Genomic DNA, 19,240 nt, shown 5'->3' on the forward strand with positions numbered 1-19,240 from the left:
GGGAGATAGTGCTCAAACCAACCTTATATTGGGCGCAAACGAGCCGAAATTTTATTTTTTTGGCGGTCAGACGGAAGGTTAAGCGATTAGGGGACATAACATGCCAGTGTACAGAAACAGCCTGCTTGTCCGTCGGACAGCAGGCTGTTTCTGTGAAAACTTTATGTACTCCGGAGCGCAAGTCGTGACATCTCGGGTTAAGGTTAAGTGCCGAGGGAGGCTGCCGTCAAAACTTGAAAATCTGGATCGTCCGTTGGAGCTGGCCGGCGGTTTGCATCATTTGCTCCGATTGCTTCACGAGCGCTTCGACTACGGCGATCTGCTCGTTCATGGAGGCGGACACTTCCTCCGTACCCGCGGCGGATTGCTGCGTAATCGCGGCGATGTTCTCCATCGTGGAAGAAATCGTCGTGGCGCTCTCGAGCATCAAGTCGCTTTCTCTCGCGAACTGGGTGATCGTCTCGGCAATAAATTCGATGCTGCCCACGATTTGCGCGAAAATCGCTTCCGTCTCGCGGATGAGCGTCGTTTGCGTTTGAACGATTTCCTGGTTGGTCGCCATCTGGTGCAGGGCGAGCACGATGCCTTGCTCGATGCTGCGGACGAGACCGAATACTTCCTTCGTCGAGGTTGTCGATTCCTCCGCAAGCTTCCGCACCTCTTGGGCGACGACCGCAAAGCCTTTGCCGTGTTCGCCGGCTCTGGCCGCCTCTATGGAAGCGTTCAGCGAGAGCAGGTTCGTCTGCTCGGCGATTTCCGAGATCGTCTTCGTAATGCGGGAGATGCCTTTGGCCTGCTCGGCCAGCTGGTCGATCGATTCGGACACGGTCGTAGTCGCTTCTACGTTGCGCTTCATGCCTTCGTTTTGACTGACTACCGCTTTTTGTCCTTGCTCGACTAGCCGGATCATCGCATCCGATTTTTCGTTCATCTCTTTGGTGGAGTGCGCGTAGGAGGTTACCTTCTGATCGATGTCTTTAATGGCGGCGGAGACGTCCATAATTTCCTCGGTGATTTTGACTGCTCCGGCGGCTAGCTCGTTCGCCGAATAAGTCACTTGACCCATAACTTCCTTCAGTTGCCGGTTTTTGTCGCTTCCTTCGCGACTCGTATCGACAACGGTGCGGGTAATCGTCGTCGTTTCGTTCAAAATGCCGCGAAGTTTGTCGATCATCTGGTTGAACGTCTTGCCCAATTCGCCGAGAGCGTCGTTCGAATCGACGTGCACCTTCATGGAGAAATCGCCTCTCGCCACATTAAGCGCGACGCGGGACATATTCTCGATCGGCTCTGTAAGCGCTCTCTCTAACCAGCCTACGAATGGAATGCTGGCGCCGGCAAAAACGAGCACGGTCAGCAGGGAAGCGACGAACGAGGCGTTCGAAATCCAGGCCGTGACGAGCGTGAGCAAAGAAAAAACCGCCACGATCGTATAGCAGCCGATCTGCAGCTTTTTTTTGAAAGATAAAGCCTGGAATTTGTTCATCATCAAATTGAACCCTCTTCCATATTTTGATTAGTAAGATTATATCATGTCGAACTTTATCGGTCTATCGACTTATGTCAAAACCGTGTCAAAACTTAGTCCCTATTACCCTTGGATCAGCTTGCCCGCATGCCTATAATAGTCGTATAGGCACCCCCATAAATCGGCAGTCCGCTGCGAATGCTGTGTATGCAACGGATGGGAGAAATGAGGGATACGAATGTCACTAGCCAACTGCAAACATTGCGGGCAGTTGTACTTGCAGCAAAGATCGGCCTACTGCGTGAAATGTCAGGAGCTGCACGACCGCTATTATTTGACGATGCGCAACTACTTGAAGACGAATCCCCGGAGCACGGTTCTCGACATCCACGAAAATACCGGCATTCCGTTATCGAAAGTGTTGGAGATACGCAACGAAACCTACGTTCCATTCGGACAATAAGAACTTGCTGTATACATACCGACAAGCTTGCCCCGCAGAGGAGCAGGCTTGTTTTGCGTTTCCGCCATGGAGGCCCAGGTCTTTCGCGAGCCGGTCCGTCAACGAGACACACACGAATATGAGCGGACCTCGAGTGCAGATCGGCGATACCCCGTGCTACAATGGATACACGCCTGGTTGGAGTCGGATACTTGAAGCTGCGGGATTTTGTGACGGACAGACTGCGCAAGCTGCCCGATATTCATCATCGCTCTCTCGAGCAAATGTTTTTCTCGTCGAAGGGGATCATGTCGCAGTGAAGGGATTGGATGAAACTAACGGCAGCTGCAGCGGGCAAATTTGGAACTGTTGCTGCCCCGGCCGAGATATTCATGAAAATGGACCTGTGAAATTCCCGAGCATGAGTGGAAGCTTCGCAGGCTTACAATCACGGTGCAAATGAAGGAAGGAGACGAACGACGATGTTGGAGGAAGAGGGAAAGTTTCCCGATAAGGGCTGGGGCTCGAAGCAACGGCCAATCATTGTGAAGGTAAAGACGGAAGAAAGAGCGGAGCAAGTTGCGCGAGTATGCGATCATTTTGGATAGCACTACATTACGGGCATGGAGTTTATGGAAGATATAACCGACTTGAAAAAGGCGTTGAAGGAACGATTGATGCCGGCTAACGTGTACGAGGATTGTCCATGCGGAAGCGGAACGAAGTACAAGTTCTGTTGCGCGAAAACGATGAAGAGCTTCGATTTGGACGATTATTTGAAATCCTTCTCCGCCGGTTGATTAAGAAATTTGCTTTCTCCGCGAAGGAAGCGTGCCCCCCGGCAAAACCGTCGGCTCCCGTGCAATTAATGGCCGGCAGGCCGGAATTTGCCGCGGCTCTCGGAGGACCGGGAAATTGGGAGGCTGACGGATCGTCGGGGCGGCCCAAAGCTAACATTATGGCCGATGCGGCATGAATGGCAGATATAGAATCGTCCCTCCGCCGGGATCGTCGTATTGGATGATTGTGGAGCTGGTTTGCGGAAAAATGGCGAAAAAAGGAGAAATAGGTCCATCATCCTATAAATGTGGTTGATTTTGTAAATTGTTGTTGAAAAATGTGTGAATTATCAGTATAATGTGACTTAAGCACCACGATATTTACACCATTTATACCAATATATGAAAAAGAAAGGAGGGAATTCATGATCGTCGATCAGCTGTCTTTGGCCCGGCAGCTGGACATGGTATTCAAAGAACTGCAACAAGAATTGTCCGAGCTGTGTTCCGGGACCATTTTCGTTCACATCCGCAACAATCTGGTCGGAAAATTCGGTGTTCGTCACCTGCCTCTCGAAGGGACGGACGGTCAAGTCGAACCAAAGACATCGGGATTGACGGATATTCAGCAGCGTGCCCTGCGTAAAATGGCACTCGATGCGCTCAAGTACAAGACGAATTGGACTCATGGTGAAATCAATTTCGATTTCACCGTACGCCAAAGCAAGCTGTGCACCAGCGTGCAATTCGAATCGAACTACAATATGTCGAACCTGCTCGTACGGAAGACGAACTAATCCATACTTGTATTCCTCTCCCTTATTAGAAACAAAAAAACGGCCTGACGCTTAGCGTCAGGCCTTTATGCTTCGGTCGCCTATTATGGGCCCGGCTCTCCGGGCAATCGTCCGATCGCCCGTTGTTTCCGGATCGAATAAGTCCATATTCAGTGGAAATCCGGAAACATGTGCGAACTCCACCGCTCCTAAGGCATCATTTCGATAGGGACAGTTCATGATTGTATACAACTGGAAAAGATGAGGCTGTTGAAAAAGTCTGCAAAGAGAGGAGGCGTCGGAGACAAGAGGTGGGAGAAGGCGCTCCACATCCGTTAAAATCGTGTTGTTTTCAAGATTTTAGATGGTTGCAACACGGTTTTAACGTCAACCGCTTCGCTTTCCGCACATTTCCCCCACCTCCCGCTATAAAGTAACGTTTTCTCCTGTTTGCTCGCTCTTTTTGTATTACAAATATTTACATTTTCAACAACCAGAAAATATGCAGCTATTTTATGGGGGGAGTGCCTGTGGCCCGTTGTTTGCTGGAAAATGTACAGTTATTTTCGGCTGTTTCCGCCCATTTGACCGTTCGGTTGCGATTTATCTGCATGCTTTCCATTTATTTTGGCCAAATTCGCTTTTTCTTCGGATTTAACTGTACCATTTCCAGTTCGAAGGAAAATAAATGGTCCGCGCGACGCATCGGTTAATCGCTGACGATTGCCGGCTTCGAGCCGCCGCGGTCGGGCGATCGAGGAAGAGTCGACGCTTGCCTGCAAAGCTCTTCCTCGTCGATCAGGCCGGACCAATAGTTTTTGAGCAGCCGCCTTAGGCCGTTAAAGGCCGAACTATTCAAATTAAGCTCCCGATGGAGCCGGTAGGACGCCATAATCTCGCGGAACAAATAATAACGCGACGGACGGTTCATGCCATCGTCCGGGTCGCTGGGTCCTTCCGCCGTTTCTTTATGGGCGGGAAGGCTGAGCGTGCGTTCGCGAACGATCCGCTGCGCCCGCGCGGAGGCCAGATAATCGGCCAGCAGCCGTGCCGCATCGAGCTGCTTGGAGCTGGCGGAGACGGCGACGCCGATCACGTTCAGCAGCGCCCTCGGCTCGTACATGAACGGCAGCGGCGAAATATCGTATTCGAGATCGGTGTCTTTGAAGTCGTTGATCGTCATGTAGTTGGTCATGATCATCGACACTTTGCCCTGCTTGAACAATTCATTGACATCGTCGCTGTTCTCGGACATATAGTTCGGGAATATACCCGGATCGGAAATGATTCTTTTGCAAAGTCGAATGCTCGCCAGCAGCCGACTGTCGGCCAGACGGAAATCGTTCCCGGCATTCGCCTCGAACCGATCGCCGCTCTGCAGCAAAAAGGCCGGCCAGCGGTTGTCGGACAGCAAATAGAAGTACAGGCCGTGACGCTGTCCGGGCTCCGTCAAAGCGGCGGCATGACGCATCGCGTCTTCCCACGTCCAGCTCCCGTCCGGCTCGGGCACTCCGGAATTGCGGAAATGGGCCCGGTTGTAGCCGAGAATGATCGGCGAGAAGACAAGCGGCCGGGCGTACGGCTCCCCTTCGTACAGAAACGCCTCTTGGGCGAAGCGGTATAATTGCGGGTCGGTATCGAGCCGCTGCAGCCGCTTCAGGTCCCCTTTGTCGAGCACGCTCTGATAATCGAGATTATTGAGCGTGAAGACGTCGACCAATCCGTTGTCCATATATTCTTTGACGGCGCTTAAATAGTTCGAGACGGATTTCACCTGCAGCGGCTTGACGCGGATCGAAGGGTGCAGCTCGTGGAAATCGTCCAGCAGGGAGGACAGGGCGATGTCCCGCTCGATCGACGAGGTGTAGCCCAGCGTGAGCGTGATGGAAGCTCCCGGAGCGGAATCGGTGACGCGGCTGCCGACCCGGTCGAGCTTGACGATCAAGCCTTCCCCGATGAGCGTTTCCAGACCTTTGCGGACCGATTTGTTGCTTAATTGGAACTGCTCGGTCAACGCTTTTTCCGAAGGGAGATAATCGCCGGGGGCGTACGTTCCGTTCCGGATGTCCGCGCGCAGCCTGTCGACCATGCGCTTGAGACGGGCGTCGAACGATTTGCGGCTAGGTTTGTCGGTGTCTTTCATCGGGAGCGACCTTTCCGGTATAGGTGTGATGATAGTATCATAGCGGATCTTGTCCGAAATGTACAGCAATCTGATGTATATGTGCAAGAAAGGGAGAGGCGGAATTTCGAAATAAATAATGATTGACAGCTATTCCGTGACCTATGTATGATAATAGCGAAAAATGTACACCAAGATATACATCAATGAAGTATTTATTAACTGATTTTCGGCAAGATGTACAGCAGTTTTACGAATTCATACTTTTTCCGGACAATGGAAGGGAGCCAAACGCGATGAGTACGATTAAAGTGGGGATTATCGGCTGCGGGAACCTGGGGAAGACGCATGCCAAATGCATAGCCGAGCTGGAGGGCATGGAAATCAGGGCGTACTGCGACGTGTTCGAGCAAAGCGCGCAAGCGATGCTGGAGCAATTCGGAGGCGCGTACGCGACGACGGACACCGATCGCTTCTTTAACGACCCCGAGCTGGACGCGATTTACGTGACGACCCAGCACGATACCCACACCGAATACAGTATCCGCGCCCTGGAAGCAGGCAAGCATGTTCTCGTGGAGAAGCCGCTCGCGATGACAACGGAAGATTGCGTCCGTATCGGGGAGACGGTAGTCCGCACCGGCAAGAAACTGTTTACGGCGTTTAAAATGCGCTATTACGAGCTGCTGTGGAAAGCGAAGGAGCTTATTCCGCAGCCGGTCGTCGTGACGATGCAAATGATGGACAACCGCTGGGGCAACACCACTTGGGCGAACGATCCGGTCAAAGGCGGCGGCAACGTGCTGAGCCAAGGCTGCCATTCCGCCGATATTTTGCGCTTCGTATCCGGAGGCGAGCCGGTCGAGGTATACGCGGCCGGAGCCAACTATTATCAGCCGACCGGGGTGGTCGACAACATGGTGGCCGTGTTCCGGTTCGACAATGGAGCGGCCGGCAGTTTGGTGCAGGGAGATGCCGGCTGTCCGCCGCTGACGAGCAAATTTTTCATGCAGCTGTTCGCCGAGAACAAGTCGATTACGATCAATGACCGTCTGACGAAGCTGACCTATACGGAGGCCGGCAAGGGGACGCAGGTGTTCGAAGGAACCGAATCCGGCTTTCTGGAAGAAAACAAAGCGTTTCTGCGCTGCCTGCAGGATGATACGCCTGCGCCGATCGATCACGTGGACGGCTTGTATGCGACGTTGATGGTGCTGCAGGCATTCGAATCTTTGCGCAGCGGCAAGCCGGAACCGATCAAATCCGTCGTGGAGCGAGCGGTAGCCTCCATTCCCGGCAAGGTGCAGGCATGATCCGGATTGCAAAGGCGAAGCATGCGGTGCAAAACGAGCCGCTTCTCTCTCCGTTCGGCTTCAAGGGCGCGTATTTATCCGAGCTGTGGCAGTCCGTCACGCAACTGACCGGCGAAGACGGCTCCGTCGGAATCGGCGTAGGCGTCCAGAGCGTGCTATGGTCGGATGCGCGGGTATTCGTCCGTTACGGGGAGGTGGCGGGCAACGAGCTGATGGCGAACATGACCCGCTCCGCTCTCGCGGGCTTGGAGCGGGCCGAGTTTGAGACTCCGTTCGAGCTGCTGGACCGGCTGTTCCCGGAAGTGCTCGCGTACGGGGTGAAATCGATCGGCCTGCCCGATCTGCGCAGTACGTTCGCGCTGAATTCGCTCGTAACCGTCGATCATGCCGCCTGGGGGCTATATGCGAAGAACAAGGGACTCCGGTTCGGCGATCTCGTCCCTGAAGCTTACCGGTCCGCCTTATCCAATAAGCAGACTCGGCTCGGGAGCATTCCGCTCATTCCATACGGCATGTCCGAGGACGATATCGTCCAAGTGCTGAACGACGGCTACTTTCTGCTCAAAATCAAAGTCGGCGCCGATCCGGACCAGGACGGCAGCCAGAGCAAAATGCTGGATTGGGACTGCCGCAGGCTGTCGCAAATTCACGAGATCGCTTCGCGCTACGAAACCGCGCATACGGTGAACGGAAAAATCGCTTATTATCTGGACGCGAACGGCCGGTATGACGGCAAAGACCGACTGCTCCGACTGCTCGAGCACGCCGACAAAATCGGTGCGCTCGAGCGGATCGTATTGTTCGAGGAGCCGTTCCCGGAAGAGGTCAAGACGGACGTCTCGGACGTTCCGGTGCGGCTCGCCGCGGACGAGAGCGTGCATGACACTCATGATGCGCTGGAACGGATCGAGCTCGGGTACGGGGCATTGGCGCTCAAGCCGGTAGCCAAAACGATGAGCATGAGCCTGAAAGTGGCAAGGCTCGCACGGGATAAAGGGATCCCTTGCTTTTGTGCCGACTTGACGGCCAATCCGGTGCTCGTCGACTGGAACAAAAACCTGGCGGCCCGGTTGGACCCGATTCCCGGTCTCAAGGTAGGCGTCATCGAAACGAACGGGCACCAAAACTACCGCAATTGGGACCGGATGAAGAGCTGGCACCCGCGTGCCGGCGCCGATTGGATAGAAGCGGACAAAGGGATATTCCGGCTGAACGAAGGCTTCTATGAAACGGATGGCGGCGCACTGGAGACTGGAGCGCATTATGAGGCGTTATGCCAAGGAGGACAACTCGGATGAAAAGCTTGCGTATCGGTTTCGTAGATTTGGACACATCCCATCCCGGCAGTTTTATTCCCGTATTGAAGGAAATGGGGCATGAATTGGCCGCGGCATACGACGGGGGAGTGATCCATCCGTCCGGCTATGCCGAGAAATTCGCGCAGGAGCAAGGAATCGCGAAAGTATGCGGCACGCTCGAGGAAATGGCCGAGCTGATCGATGTGGCGCTTATCCATAGCTGTGACTGGGATTTGCACATCGAGCGGGCAAAACCGTTCGTCGAGGCGGGCAAAGCCGTCTTCATCGACAAGCCGCTCGCCGGCAACGTCCGCGACCTGCGGCAAATCGCGGATTGGGCCAAGGGAGGAGCTCGTATTACAGGCGGCTCGTCGTTGCGAAATTGCGTCGAGGTGCAGGAGTGGCGCGCGCTCGGGGTGCCCAAGGAGGATTGGGTGTACGCTCTCGCGGGCTGCGGAGTAGACGAGTTCAACTACGGCATACACGCGTATTCGATGCTGCACGGCTTGATGGGTCCCGGCGTCCGGAGCGCCCGATACATCGGCACCGGCGGCGGTCAGCGGCAAATGGAGCTGACTTGGGAAGACGGAAGACGCGGCGTCGTAAGCGTGGGGAAAACGTCCGGTTATTTGCCATTCTACGCCAACGTCGTGACGCAGAAGCGCTCCGATTATATAAAGGCAGAGAACAAGCTGCTGTACCGGTCGCTGCTGGAAACGATAATGCCTTACTTCTCGGGCGAGGAGCCGGCTCCGCTGCCGGTCGAGCAGCTGATCGAGATCGAAATGTCCGCGATCGCGGCCAAGCTTTCGTACGAGCAAGGAGGCGCTGTCGTCGCCTTGAACGAAGTGCCCGAAGATTACGCGGGGTATGACGGGGCCGCATTTGCCGTGTCGTATAAAGAATTGAAATATCCGTCGGCGAAATAAGCCGGGAAGTCGAGGAGATACGCAATGGAGTTGGCTACGTATTATCTCGATCGTCCGATCGCCATGAGAAGGGCGGTCGATGTCGCGAGTCCGGAGGGAGCAGCCCGAGATACGGCTTTGTTCTACATTCACGGGGGCGGCTGGCATGCAGGTACCAGAGACACGTTTCACCACCATCTGGAGCATTTTTCCGCCAAAGGGTACTGGTGCGCCAGCGCAGGGTATAGATTGGCTCCGCATGCGAAATGGAACACGCAGCTGGCCGACGTCATGGAAAGCTATGACCGGTTCGTAAAGCTGCTGGAGGAGCGGGGGGCGTCCGTACGCCGCATCGTCGTGCTCGGCAGCTCTGCCGGCGCGCATTTGGCTTCGCTGCTAGCGTTGATGGAGCCGGACGAGGTTGGAGTGCCGGTTCGTCTGTCGGGAGCGTGGAGGAAGCCTGATGCTTGCGTATCCATTAACGGACCGGGAACGTTGGAGGAATGGCCGGACATGCACGAGGGAATCCGCGCCGATATCGAGAAGGTGGTCGGCGTACCTTACGGGGAGGCGACCGACCCGTTTGCCAAGGCGTCTCCGGACCGTTACGTGAAGCCGTCGGGGCCCTCCTTCTTGTTCATGGTTGTCGAGCACGAGAAATTTTTTCCGCACGAGTACGTTTACCGGATGAGCGACAGCATCATCGCGGTCGGCGGCTCTTCGGAGGTCGTCTATTGCGAAGGTGCGGAACACGGCTTCTTCTACGGGGTTGCGGGTACGCTGCAGAAGAAAGCGATGACTATACTGGAAGCTTTTTTGTCACGCCTATGATGCGGCCTTACGATTTGCTGCTGCCGCCGGTCATTTCGGCCGTTGTCGGGCACGAAATGAATCTGTATTTCGATAACCTGATCGCAGGGGAAGCGACGCGTTACGACTTCGACGTACACGCCGGCATCGGCCGGCACCGCAACGATCGCTGGACTTGCGTGCCGGAACAGCCGGGCGACTATCCGCTTACCGTGGAGGTGTACTCGGAGGAGGGCGAGCGACTCGCTACGGCCCAAACGGTTATTCGCGTCAAGCCGGCCGAGTCTGCCCCCGGGGAGGCAAGACGCGTCCTGTTCATCGGCGACAGCACGACGGCGGCCGGACAATATACGGGCGAGCTGCTGCGGCTGTGCGCTACCGACGGACGCGGACTGACGTTGGTCGGGACGAAGGGGATCGCGCCGAACTCGTTCGAAGGCCGTGGAGGCTGGAAGGTCGACGATTATGTCCTGAAGCCGGAGAGTCCGTTCGTGTTCGAAGACGAGCTCGATTTCGTCCGCTATATGTCGGAGAACGAATATGCCGGACTTGATGACGTCTGCATTCATTTGGGCATCAACGACGCGTTCCAAGAGACGGAAGACGACGGAGTCGAACGGCTGCTCGCCCGAAAAATGCCGATGCTCGAACGGATGATCGCGGATATATGGAGATATGACGCCAACATTCGCATCGGCATGATGCTGGTCATCCCGCCTTCGAGGACGCAGGACAGCTTCGGCAAAAACTACGGAGCCGGGCAAAGCCGCAGAAGGTACAAACGCAACTGGTTTCTTTGGAATCGCGAGCTGATGAGCCGTTTCTCCGACCGGCCCGGCATCGAGCTGATTCCGCTGCACGTCAACCTGGACACGGCGCGCAATATGCAGACCGAGGTGACGGCGGCGAACGCCCGCAACGCGCGGCCGGAGCAATGCCAGAGCAACGGCGTGCACCCCGCCGTCGAAGGCTACAGGCAGATGGCGGACGTCGTGTATGCTTGGCTGAAGGCGTAGAGGCCGTACAAGTTCGAGGGCCGTTCCGCGGATCGTGGTCGAGCGATGCGGAGCGGCTCTTTCCCATGCTTCCAAAAGTACAAATTTCTTGCCCGAAAGTCCAAAGATTTCAGTGCCCGCTGCATATATGATAAGACTGAGATCGTAAACGGTTACCAGTGGGGAGTGAAGAGTGTGCTGCTATGCGGAGTGAGCGAATTGGATATTACCCCGTCTCTCGGGAGCACGATGCCCGGCTATTTCAAGGATCGGAAGTCTACGGGCGTGATCGACCGGCTTTATGCGAAGGCGCTTGTCGTCGACAACGATGGAAGCGCTGTCGCTTTTGTTGTGCTGGACACCATCCTTGTGCCGAGAGAATTAGTCGAGAATGTGCGTCAAAGGGTCGGACGATTTACCGATATTCCGCCGGAAAGGGTCATGATTTCGGCTACGCATACCCATACCGGGCCTCCGGTAGTGACGACAACGTTCTATAAGGAAGACGAATCGTATTTGCAATGGCTTGCCGTCAAAGCGGCGGACGCCGTCATCGTGGCGTATCGGGGCCGGAGGGAAGCGCGTATCGGCTTCGGAGCCGGACACGAGGAGGATATAGCCTTTCATCGTAGATTTTTCATGAAGGACGGAACGCTGCGGACGAATCCCGGTATCGGGAACCCGGAGATCGATCGACCCGCAGGACCGATCGACCCGCAGGTCGGGGTGATCCGGATCGACGATGCCGACGGCCGTCCGATGGGGGTCGTGACCAATTATGCGGTACATACCGATACGGTCGGAGGAACGGAGTATTGCGCCGATTTCCCCGGAGAGCTGTCTGCCGCGTTGAAGAAAGCGCTCGGGGAGCAAACGGTCAGCCTGTTCATGATGGGGGCCAGCGGGAACATCAACCATTACAACGTGCTCGGCGGACGGATCGAGGATTACGCCAAGCCGCTCTCCCGCCACTACATGAAGATGGGCCGCATTCTCGCGGGCGAGGTGCTTAAGGTCAGGGAAAAAATACGCACTGCGGGCGAAGCGAAGGTGGAGGAGCGCAATACTGCGGTTACGCTGCGCTATCGGCAGCCGACGCAGGAGCAGATCGAAGAAGCCCGCCACAATCTCGCCAACTTGCCGGAGAGCAACGTCGAGGTCAACTTCGCCAGGGAACTGCTCGAAGCCGCGAGACGCGGAGAAGGAACGACGGAGGCGGAAATTCAGACGATTGCGGTCGGGGATTTTGCCGTCGTCGGACTTCCCGCGGAAATCTTCGTCGAATTCGGATTGGAAATCAAGGCGGGATCGCCTTACGGTTTGACGCTCATCAACGAATTGTGCAACGGAATTGTCGGGACCTACGTATGTACGCGGGAAGCGTACCGACTGGGCGGCTACGAGCCGCGTATTACGGCGGGCAACCGGCTTCAGGAGGAGACCGGCGATATGTTCGTGGAAAGCGCCGTGAAGCTGCTTCGGGAGCTGAAGTCCGGGGGATGAGCGGAAGCGCCGTAATCGAGTGGGGGGCAATGAGGTCCGGACCTGGACGGGAACGGAGGGAGAGCAGAGCAGAGCAGAGGGAAGGAACAAGGAGAGGTCGAGGGAAAAGAAAGATGAAACGGGCAGCGTCCCCCGATGCGGGGACTTGCCTGTTTCTTTTTTATCGGATAAACAGGGGATGGCCAATCATCATGAACCGAATTTGCATACGTGCTAGCGTCGGCAAATGGACTAGCACAGCGGAGGGGCCGTCCGGGATCTACCTGCAAATGTGCATCTGGTCTGGCCCCGATTCTACCTGTTGACCCTATTGCATTGGAGGGGGGCTTGGGGATGCCAGTAAGCGGAAGCTCTTTTTTGAGTACAGCGAGTTCATGGTATAATGGAGGTCGGAAGATTCGCATAGGAAAACCCGGCATACGCGGGATGCTCCTGCGTAGCCGGGTTTTGGTTAAGTATGGTTTAGCGGGTGAATTGGCTTCCGCTCAGCTGTTGCTCAGCGATTTGTACAAGTCGGCGAGTAATGTGCCCTCCGATCGCACCGGCGTCACGGGTAGCCATGAAGCCCATGTAACCGTCTTGAGGGATTTGGATGCCGAGCTCTTGAGCGACCTCATATTTCATTTGGTCCAACGCCGCTGTAGCTTGAGGCACTACTAGCGAATTGCTGGAACGACTTTGTCCTGCTGCCATATTTATCACCTCCGTTGAAATGTATTATGAACAGAAAACGAAAAAATACTCCGAAAAAAATTGGAAATTTAGACCAATCGAATCGGGCGGATAAATAAATGGCTGATCATATCGGGTAACGGGGAGGAAAACATCATGTTCGATTTACGGGTGGACCGGCTGTCGTTCGATAAAGGGCTGCAAATCGTACAGGCGGACGTTAAGCTGGTCATCGACGGAGAAGCGGTCATCGAGGAGCCTATGTGCGTCGATGTGGGGCTTCCGGCGCTTTTGCTGAGCGGCCTGGAGGAGGTGGCGCCATACCGCTGGGCACAGGCCGGGGAGTGGCGGAGAATGCCGTTCTTCGTATGCGGCTGCGGCGATCCCGAATGCAGAGCGTACTCGTTTCGCGTCAAACATACAAGCGGGACGGTAGCGGAGTGGACGTTGGTGGAGGAAGCGGAGGATGAGAGGCACCGCGAGCACGAATCGTACACGGTGTCGTTGCAGGCCTGCAGGAAGCAGCTGATCGAGCTTGGCGAACGTTTCCTGGCTTTCGTCGAACCGCTTGATTACCGGCCGTATTTTGCCGAGACGGTGCCTGTCGTAAGGGAGCTGTTAGAGCGGCTCAAACGTGCGGTATCCGATGGAAGAAAGCCGAACGAAACTTAATAAAGAGCCGATCTCCGAAGCGCGGAGACGGCTCATTGTTTTTTCTGCGACAGCATAATCCGCATGCAACTTTGAGGCCCTTTAATTGAAGCGGGTGCCACGTGTTGCCGTCAATAGAGGAACGATATTCCGTTATGGTCCCGAATTCCGTTATACGCTAGAAAATAACGGAACAGACATCCCTTATCTCGATCTTTCCGGGTGAAAATGATCATGAACAGCGGAATAGCGGAACGGTTTTCCGCTATTTTGCAAACAGTACGAGTGCTCGGGTCAATAGCGTACTCCAGTTCCGCTAATTGTTCGATTCGGGGTCCCGCAAGGCCCCGCCAAAGGCAGCCTGCCTTCTCCGATCGCCCGGGATGCACTCTTGTAGCGGGCGAATGAAGCTGCCGTAGTTTTTGTGCGCCGATGTTCGATTTACCCGTTACAGCTTGAGCAGCGTTCGGATCGTTTCGTCCGACTGCAGCAGGGCGTCCAGCTTCAGGCAGTTGTTTTCCGGCGATTCGATCGTCCAGCCCGCCACTTTCGTGCCGCAGACGACCGCATCTTTCAGCGACAGGCCGCGCATGAGCCCCATCGTCGTGCCCGAGAAAAAGGCGTCGCCGGCGCCGCTCGTATCTTGTACGACGACCGGGAATACGGCTTGCGTGCCGAATTCGCCGGTCTCGGCATTGGCGTAAACGGACCCTTCCGCCCCGAGCGTAACTACGAGGGAGGAGAGACCGCTTTGGCGCATATAAGCGAATAAAGCTTCCTGCTGCTTGTCGGGTTCAAGCTCGTGAACCGGTACGCCGATCAGCCGTTCGGCCTCTACATGGTTGCATATGAAGCAGGACAAGGAACTCATTAGCTCAGGGTAGTTCAAGACGACGTCCAGATTGCCCGGTATGCCATAGACCGGCTTGCCGTGACGGCGGGCCAGCTCCAGCACCGTTTTGGAAATGCCGGCATTCAGATCGAGCTCCAGCAAAATATGCGAGGACGACCGGACGATCTCGTCTCCATGCTCGGCAATCGTGCGCTCCATCGTGGACAGGTCGGGCATCTGGGAAATGGAGCCGGCCAAGTCTCCCGTCTGATCGAGCACCGCGAGCCACATCCCCATGCCTTCCTGCTCGGCCGAAGCGACGTACTGCGTATCCGCATTCGTCCCTTTCAGCCTGTCGATCACTTCTTGTCCGAGACCGGTCGCGTCGACCGAAGAGACGAATCGGGTCGGCAAGCCCATTCTCGCCAAATTTTCCGCTACGTTGCGTCCGACTCCGCCATGCACGAACTGGATTTTGCCGAGGTTGCGCCCTGTCGGGATATAAGCATCCCGAGCAAAGCCCTTGCAATCGATAAACACGGTCCCGATGACCGCCGCAGACAAACTCATCGTTAGTTTCGCTCCCTTTAGCTTCTTTCGATATCGAGTGCAAGTTTCAGCTCGAGCTCATCCCCGGGCCCGATCGCGCGCATGCCGGTCAAATCGGACGGGGCGTCCAGATTCGGCGCGTCAGGCGTCCATGTAAGCGGCTCGATGCAGATCGTATCGCGGGCAAGGCCTTTCGTATAGACGACCCATTGGGTAAAAGGCTCGTTGCCGCGGTACCGGATCGCATACCCCGGCTTGGACAATACCGCTTCCGCGGGACGGTCGCCGATCCGAAACGCCATATCCATGTCCTGGCCTTGCAAATTAAGCCCTTCGTTCAACGGCTCGTACCGGCCGAGCGGCAAGCGGTTGCCTGTCGCCAGAAGCTTCTCGTTCAGCTCCCAAATATCCGCCACGGGAAATTTCAGCGTCCACGCTTCCGGCTCTCCGTCCAGCATGAACCACGTATGCAAACCGAAGCCGAACGGGGCCGGCTCGTCGCTGCCGTTGCGGATCGCAAACGTCTGGACAAGCGAAGCTTCGCGGATTTCGGTATGCAGCCGGATCGTCAAATCGTGAGGATATTCCGCAGCCAACTCCGGAAAGTCGGCGGAACGGAATTCGGTCGTGATGGAAGCCGCATCGCCGTCTGTCGCCGTATCCGTGACCCGCCAAGGTCTGTGGCGCACGAAGCCGTGAATATGGTGGCCGTCGGGCGTGTTTTTCTCGAACTGGTACGTTTTGCTGTTGAACGGAAACGTTCCGTTGCGGATCCGGCTCGGCGGAAGCAGGATCGGGATGCCGAAATGCACCGGCTTGAGCCTCAGCGCTTCTACGCTGTCCGGCACGCGAAGAACGTCCCGCCCGGCGATTTTATCCCACAGCCGGTATGCGTTGCTGCCGATTTCGGGAATGAGCGATAAAGAGAAATTGCTGTTTTCGAGCGTATAGACGGTCGAACCGTCCCATTGCTGCCGCTGGATCGTTGCCATAGCGCGATCGCTCCTTTTTCGGATCGGAATTCACGCCTTCCATTGTAGCAAACGGGCTCGCGGCTGTCATTCGTCATTTTCGCCGCAGGCGAGACCTTCGGCGTAACGACAGACTCGGCTTACGAGCCGAATTCGGAATTCGGATACACGTATTGTTCTTTCGGGGGCTCGATTTTCGCGATTTGCTCCGCTTTCACGACCATCAGCTCCGAGCCGTCGAACTTCGTTCGGCCGATCGTGCCGGTTATCTCGACCCATTGATCGGTGGCGTACGCGGCGGCGCGGTCGTAATCGACGAGCACGCCAAACGGGGCGGCGTCGGCAGAGCAGCACTGGACGGAAAAACGTCCGATGACGAATTGGCGGGTATTCATCGTGTCGTCCCGGTATACGAAGCCGCTCAGCTTGACCTTTTTGCCGGTAAACTGCTCGGCGTACAGATCGAGCGTAGTCAGCGTTTCGATATACAGCTCCTCGGGGACCGGGATGACGTTCAGCTTGTACAGCTTGCGCGCATGCTTGGCAAACGCTTCGGTAAAAGGCTCGAACGGAAACAGCTTCTCCATCTGAGCGCCGGAACCGGCGGCTTCGGACAGCGGCGGCGCTGAAGAGGATGTCGGGGAGGTTGTCGTCCCGGAGACTGGCTCCTGCGGCTGCTCCCGGTATGAGGCTCCCGCCTGGCCGGGCTGGGCGGACGACGATTTGACGGATGCCGCGCTGTTCAAATTCATTCCTTTCTTGGCGGCAAGCGAGCTGCCGAGCGACGTATCCGGCATCAGAAACCCGAGCAGCAGAGGAAAGGCGAACAGCCCGTAAACGATCGCGCTTTTCCACGGAGCGCCGTTATCCGAATGATCGTGTCCGCAGTCGCAGGTTTGGCGTTTGCCCCAATAAGCCGCCACGGCAGTGTAAAGCTGATAAGCCCCGGCCGCGTAAAGCCCTAGCGCGGACAGCTTGACGTACAGCACCATGCGGGGGGAAATATAGAACAAAATCCGGTCGGATTTGACCAAATAGGCGATATAGGCGGCAAAGCCGAACAACAAAATCGCTTTGATCGAAGGGTGGACCCAGGCTCCGCGGTTGCTCATGCGGCATTCTCAACTCCAATCGGCGAATAGCGTAATGGGACGTGCGGCCGTTACAGAAAAGCAAGTTCGATCAGGCGCGAGCCGACCAGAACGGCCGCGGCCAGAACGACGGTCAGTATAAGGACGAACCGGACCCGGAAGACGGACAGCAGCATGAGCGTGTTTTTCAAATCGATCATCGGACCGAATACGAGGAAGCTCAGCAGCGAGCCGGCGGTAAACGTAGTGGCGAACGAGGAGGCGACGAAGGCGTCGGACGTCGAGCAGAGCGACAGGATGTAGGCGAAGCCCATCATGAACAGGTGGGAGCTCACTTCGCCTTGTCCGATGGCGACGAGGCTTTCGCGGGTGACGACCGCTTGGATAATGCCGGTGAGCATGGCGCCGAAGATCAAATATTTGCCCATCTCGAAAAATTCGTCGGATGCATGTCCGAGCGTCGACAGCAGCTTGTTAGATTGGCCTGCGGACGGGACGTGTCCTGCGTGCTGATCGCCGTCGAGGTCGTGCGGGATAGGGGGCTCCGGACGGAGCGGGTTGCGTTTCACGAAGGCGTATACGAGCAGTCCGAGCGTCGCCGCGACGAGGAAGGCCAGTCCCATGCGCGAGTAAGCCATTTCCGGACGGGAACGGAACGCCATGTACGTGGAGGCGTATACGACCGGATTCAGCACCGGACCGGCCAGGATGAACGTTACGGCGATGTAGACGGGCATCCCCTTGCGCATCAGCCGGCGCACGATCGGAATCATGCCGCATTCGCACAATGGAAAGATAATCCCGAGCGAGCAGGCGAACAGGACGCCGAGCACCGGATTGCGGGGCGTCCAGCGGCGAACGGTCTGCTCGGATACGAACACCTGAAGCAGCGCGGAGAACAATACCCCCAGCAGGACGAACGGCACGGCCTCCAAAATGATGCTGATGAAAATCGTCTTGAAATTGGCCCACGGAAAAGCGGCCAATACGCTCAAGTCGGGCTTGTCCCGGATAAGAATGAGCGCGAGCATGCCGAGGCACGCAAGCGCAGCAGCGTAAGGACCTCTTCGAAGCAGCGTTTGCAAGCACATTCCTCCTTAAAGCTTTGTATGGCAAAGCTGACGTCGTAACCGTCGTCTCGACGATTCTTGGAGCAAAGCTTACCCGGTAAGCAGTCGCCCGGAGCGGATCGAAATAGTATAGCGTATGCGGACAAGGGGGGCGCTAGGACAAATTTTGTTTTGATGAACGAAAAAAAGCCCGCCCTGCCGGTCGGGAGGCAGCAGCGGACTTTATGAAAGCGTACGATCGCGCCGATCCTTATTTGCGATCTTTGTATATTTCCCTCATGACGTGGCGCAGCTCGGGCACGATGATTTTGGTCATGGCAAGCCTGACGGCGCCCGAGGAGCCCGGCATCGAGAATACGGCGGTATTGCCGCGTACGCCTGCGACGGCCCGGCTTAAGATGGCGGCCGGTCCGATATCCTCGGCATAGCTTACATAACGGAATATTTCCCCGAAGCCGGGCATTTCTTTGTCGAGCGAATCCCGAACGGCTTCATAAGTCGTATCGCGCATGGCGATTCCCGTGCCGCCATTCAGCAGAACCGCTTCGATCAGCTCGTTGCCTGCGGCATCGCGCACGAGCTCGCGAATTTGCTCGTATTCGTCCTTGACGATGCGGTAGGCGACTATGGAATAGCCGGCTTCCTCCAATAATTGGCGCATGAGCTGGCCGCTCTTGTCCGTTTCCTCCGTACGGGTGTCCGACACGGTGACGATCATGCAGCGTACGGATGACGGCGCTTCGCTGCGGTGCTCCTCTACGGAGCGGATTTCGTCGGTCAAATGGACGCGCCTCCTTGTTCATAATTTGTCGTATAGTATGAATATACCCGCTTGCCGGAATCGGGACAAGAGATGAATTCGCTTGCTGTCCTCTGCGCGGCGCGGCTCGCGGCCATTTGCGAATTGACTGCGGGCGGCTTTGCTGGTATTATAAGTGTTATGCTGTAATCATGGAATCACTGCGGACCAGACCGCATACTTTGCGGCTT

General features: G+C 56.2%; 18 protein-coding genes. 10 read left to right on the forward strand and 8 right to left on the reverse strand.

Features of this window, described 5'->3' with window-relative positions; all coding sequences use genetic code 11:
- Positions 1-226: 226 nt before the first annotated feature.
- Positions 227-1,489, reverse strand: coding sequence for a methyl-accepting chemotaxis protein (locus tag FE784_RS37760; RefSeq protein WP_342779164.1), 1,263 nt, complete (start codon positions 1,487-1,489; stop codon positions 227-229).
- A 217-nt stretch (positions 1,490-1,706) separates the two neighbouring features.
- Here FE784_RS37760 and FE784_RS37765 point away from each other — a divergent pair, with 217 nt between their 5' ends.
- The 3 genes from FE784_RS37765 to FE784_RS37775 all read left to right on the forward strand — a co-directional run bounded on the left by FE784_RS37765 (position 1,707) and on the right by FE784_RS37775 (position 3,486).
- Positions 1,707-1,931: a hypothetical protein gene (locus tag FE784_RS37765; protein ID WP_139607457.1), complete on the forward strand. Its 225-nt coding sequence runs from the start codon at positions 1,707-1,709 to the stop codon at positions 1,929-1,931.
- A gap of 611 nt (positions 1,932-2,542) precedes the next feature.
- The gene (locus FE784_RS42270; protein ID WP_246132367.1) at positions 2,543-2,710 is read left to right on the forward strand and encodes an SEC-C metal-binding domain-containing protein; all 168 of its coding nucleotides are present in this window, start codon (positions 2,543-2,545) and stop codon (positions 2,708-2,710) included.
- A gap of 404 nt (positions 2,711-3,114) precedes the next feature.
- Positions 3,115-3,486 (forward strand): O-methyltransferase, encoded by a 372-nt coding sequence (locus tag FE784_RS37775; protein ID WP_139607458.1) that lies wholly within the window; start codon positions 3,115-3,117, stop codon positions 3,484-3,486.
- Positions 3,487-4,174: 688 nt separating this feature from the next.
- Here FE784_RS37775 and FE784_RS37780 read toward each other — a convergent pair.
- Positions 4,175-5,608 (reverse strand): extracellular solute-binding protein, encoded by a 1,434-nt coding sequence (locus FE784_RS37780; RefSeq protein WP_139607459.1) that lies wholly within the window; start codon positions 5,606-5,608, stop codon positions 4,175-4,177.
- 275 nt (positions 5,609-5,883) lie between these two features.
- On the opposite strand from FE784_RS37780, the gene FE784_RS37785 reads away from it, so the two are divergent.
- The 6 genes from FE784_RS37785 (at position 5,884) to FE784_RS37810 (ending at position 12,414) form a co-directional block, all read left to right on the forward strand.
- Entirely contained in the window at positions 5,884-6,900 is a 1,017-nt protein-coding gene (locus FE784_RS37785) for a Gfo/Idh/MocA family protein (RefSeq protein WP_176706809.1), read from the forward strand.
- On the forward strand, positions 6,897-8,198 hold the full coding sequence (locus FE784_RS37790) for an enolase C-terminal domain-like protein (protein WP_139607461.1): 1,302 nt from the start codon (positions 6,897-6,899) through the stop codon (positions 8,196-8,198). Before FE784_RS37785 ends, FE784_RS37790 begins: the two co-directional genes overlap by 4 nt.
- Positions 8,195-9,127 carry a Gfo/Idh/MocA family protein gene (locus FE784_RS37795; protein ID WP_139607462.1) on the forward strand — a complete coding sequence of 311 codons (933 nt, stop codon included), beginning with the start codon at positions 8,195-8,197 and terminating at the stop codon, positions 9,125-9,127. The genes FE784_RS37790 and FE784_RS37795 overlap by 4 nt, the downstream gene beginning before the upstream one ends.
- A gap of 24 nt (positions 9,128-9,151) precedes the next feature.
- Positions 9,152-9,937 carry an alpha/beta hydrolase gene (locus FE784_RS37800; RefSeq protein ID WP_139607463.1) on the forward strand — a complete coding sequence of 262 codons (786 nt, stop codon included), beginning with the start codon at positions 9,152-9,154 and terminating at the stop codon, positions 9,935-9,937.
- Positions 9,934-10,932 carry an SGNH/GDSL hydrolase family protein gene (locus tag FE784_RS37805; protein ID WP_139607464.1) on the forward strand — a complete coding sequence of 333 codons (999 nt, stop codon included), beginning with the start codon at positions 9,934-9,936 and terminating at the stop codon, positions 10,930-10,932. Before FE784_RS37800 ends, FE784_RS37805 begins: the two co-directional genes overlap by 4 nt.
- Before the next feature lie 174 nt (positions 10,933-11,106).
- Positions 11,107-12,414, forward strand: coding sequence for a neutral/alkaline non-lysosomal ceramidase N-terminal domain-containing protein (locus tag FE784_RS37810; protein ID WP_176706810.1), 1,308 nt, complete (start codon positions 11,107-11,109; stop codon positions 12,412-12,414).
- A gap of 462 nt (positions 12,415-12,876) precedes the next feature.
- On the opposite strand, the gene FE784_RS37815 is transcribed toward FE784_RS37810, so the two are convergent.
- Positions 12,877-13,107 carry an alpha/beta-type small acid-soluble spore protein gene (locus FE784_RS37815; protein WP_139607466.1) on the reverse strand — a complete coding sequence of 77 codons (231 nt, stop codon included), beginning with the start codon at positions 13,105-13,107 and terminating at the stop codon, positions 12,877-12,879.
- A gap of 135 nt (positions 13,108-13,242) precedes the next feature.
- Here FE784_RS37815 and FE784_RS37820 point away from each other — a divergent pair, with 135 nt between their 5' ends.
- Positions 13,243-13,758 carry a hypothetical protein gene (locus tag FE784_RS37820; RefSeq protein ID WP_139607467.1) on the forward strand — a complete coding sequence of 172 codons (516 nt, stop codon included), beginning with the start codon at positions 13,243-13,245 and terminating at the stop codon, positions 13,756-13,758.
- Between the two features lie 427 nt (positions 13,759-14,185).
- Here FE784_RS37820 and FE784_RS37825 read toward each other — a convergent pair whose 3' ends face one another.
- The 5 genes from FE784_RS37825 to FE784_RS37845 all read right to left on the reverse strand — a co-directional run bounded on the left by FE784_RS37825 (position 14,186) and on the right by FE784_RS37845 (position 18,968).
- A complete protein-coding gene (locus FE784_RS37825; protein WP_139607468.1) occupies positions 14,186-15,139 on the reverse strand; it encodes a PfkB family carbohydrate kinase in 954 nt (317 codons plus the stop codon).
- 17 nt (positions 15,140-15,156) lie between these two features.
- Positions 15,157-16,110: an aldose 1-epimerase gene (locus tag FE784_RS37830; RefSeq protein ID WP_139607469.1), complete on the reverse strand. Its 954-nt coding sequence runs from the start codon at positions 16,108-16,110 to the stop codon at positions 15,157-15,159.
- A gap of 119 nt (positions 16,111-16,229) precedes the next feature.
- Positions 16,230-17,201, reverse strand: coding sequence for a TIGR03943 family putative permease subunit (locus FE784_RS37835; protein ID WP_139607470.1), 972 nt, complete (start codon positions 17,199-17,201; stop codon positions 16,230-16,232).
- Between the two features lie 50 nt (positions 17,202-17,251).
- The gene (locus tag FE784_RS37840) at positions 17,252-18,271 is read right to left on the reverse strand and encodes a permease (protein ID WP_139607471.1); all 1,020 of its coding nucleotides are present in this window, start codon (positions 18,269-18,271) and stop codon (positions 17,252-17,254) included.
- Between the two features lie 229 nt (positions 18,272-18,500).
- Positions 18,501-18,968 (reverse strand): MogA/MoaB family molybdenum cofactor biosynthesis protein, encoded by a 468-nt coding sequence (locus FE784_RS37845; protein ID WP_139607482.1) that lies wholly within the window; start codon positions 18,966-18,968, stop codon positions 18,501-18,503.
- Positions 18,969-19,240 lie beyond the last annotated feature (272 nt).

The organism is Paenibacillus hemerocallicola (assembly GCF_006265175.1).
GTDB lineage: Bacteria > Bacillota > Bacilli > Paenibacillales > NBRC-103111 > Paenibacillus_AB > Paenibacillus_AB hemerocallicola.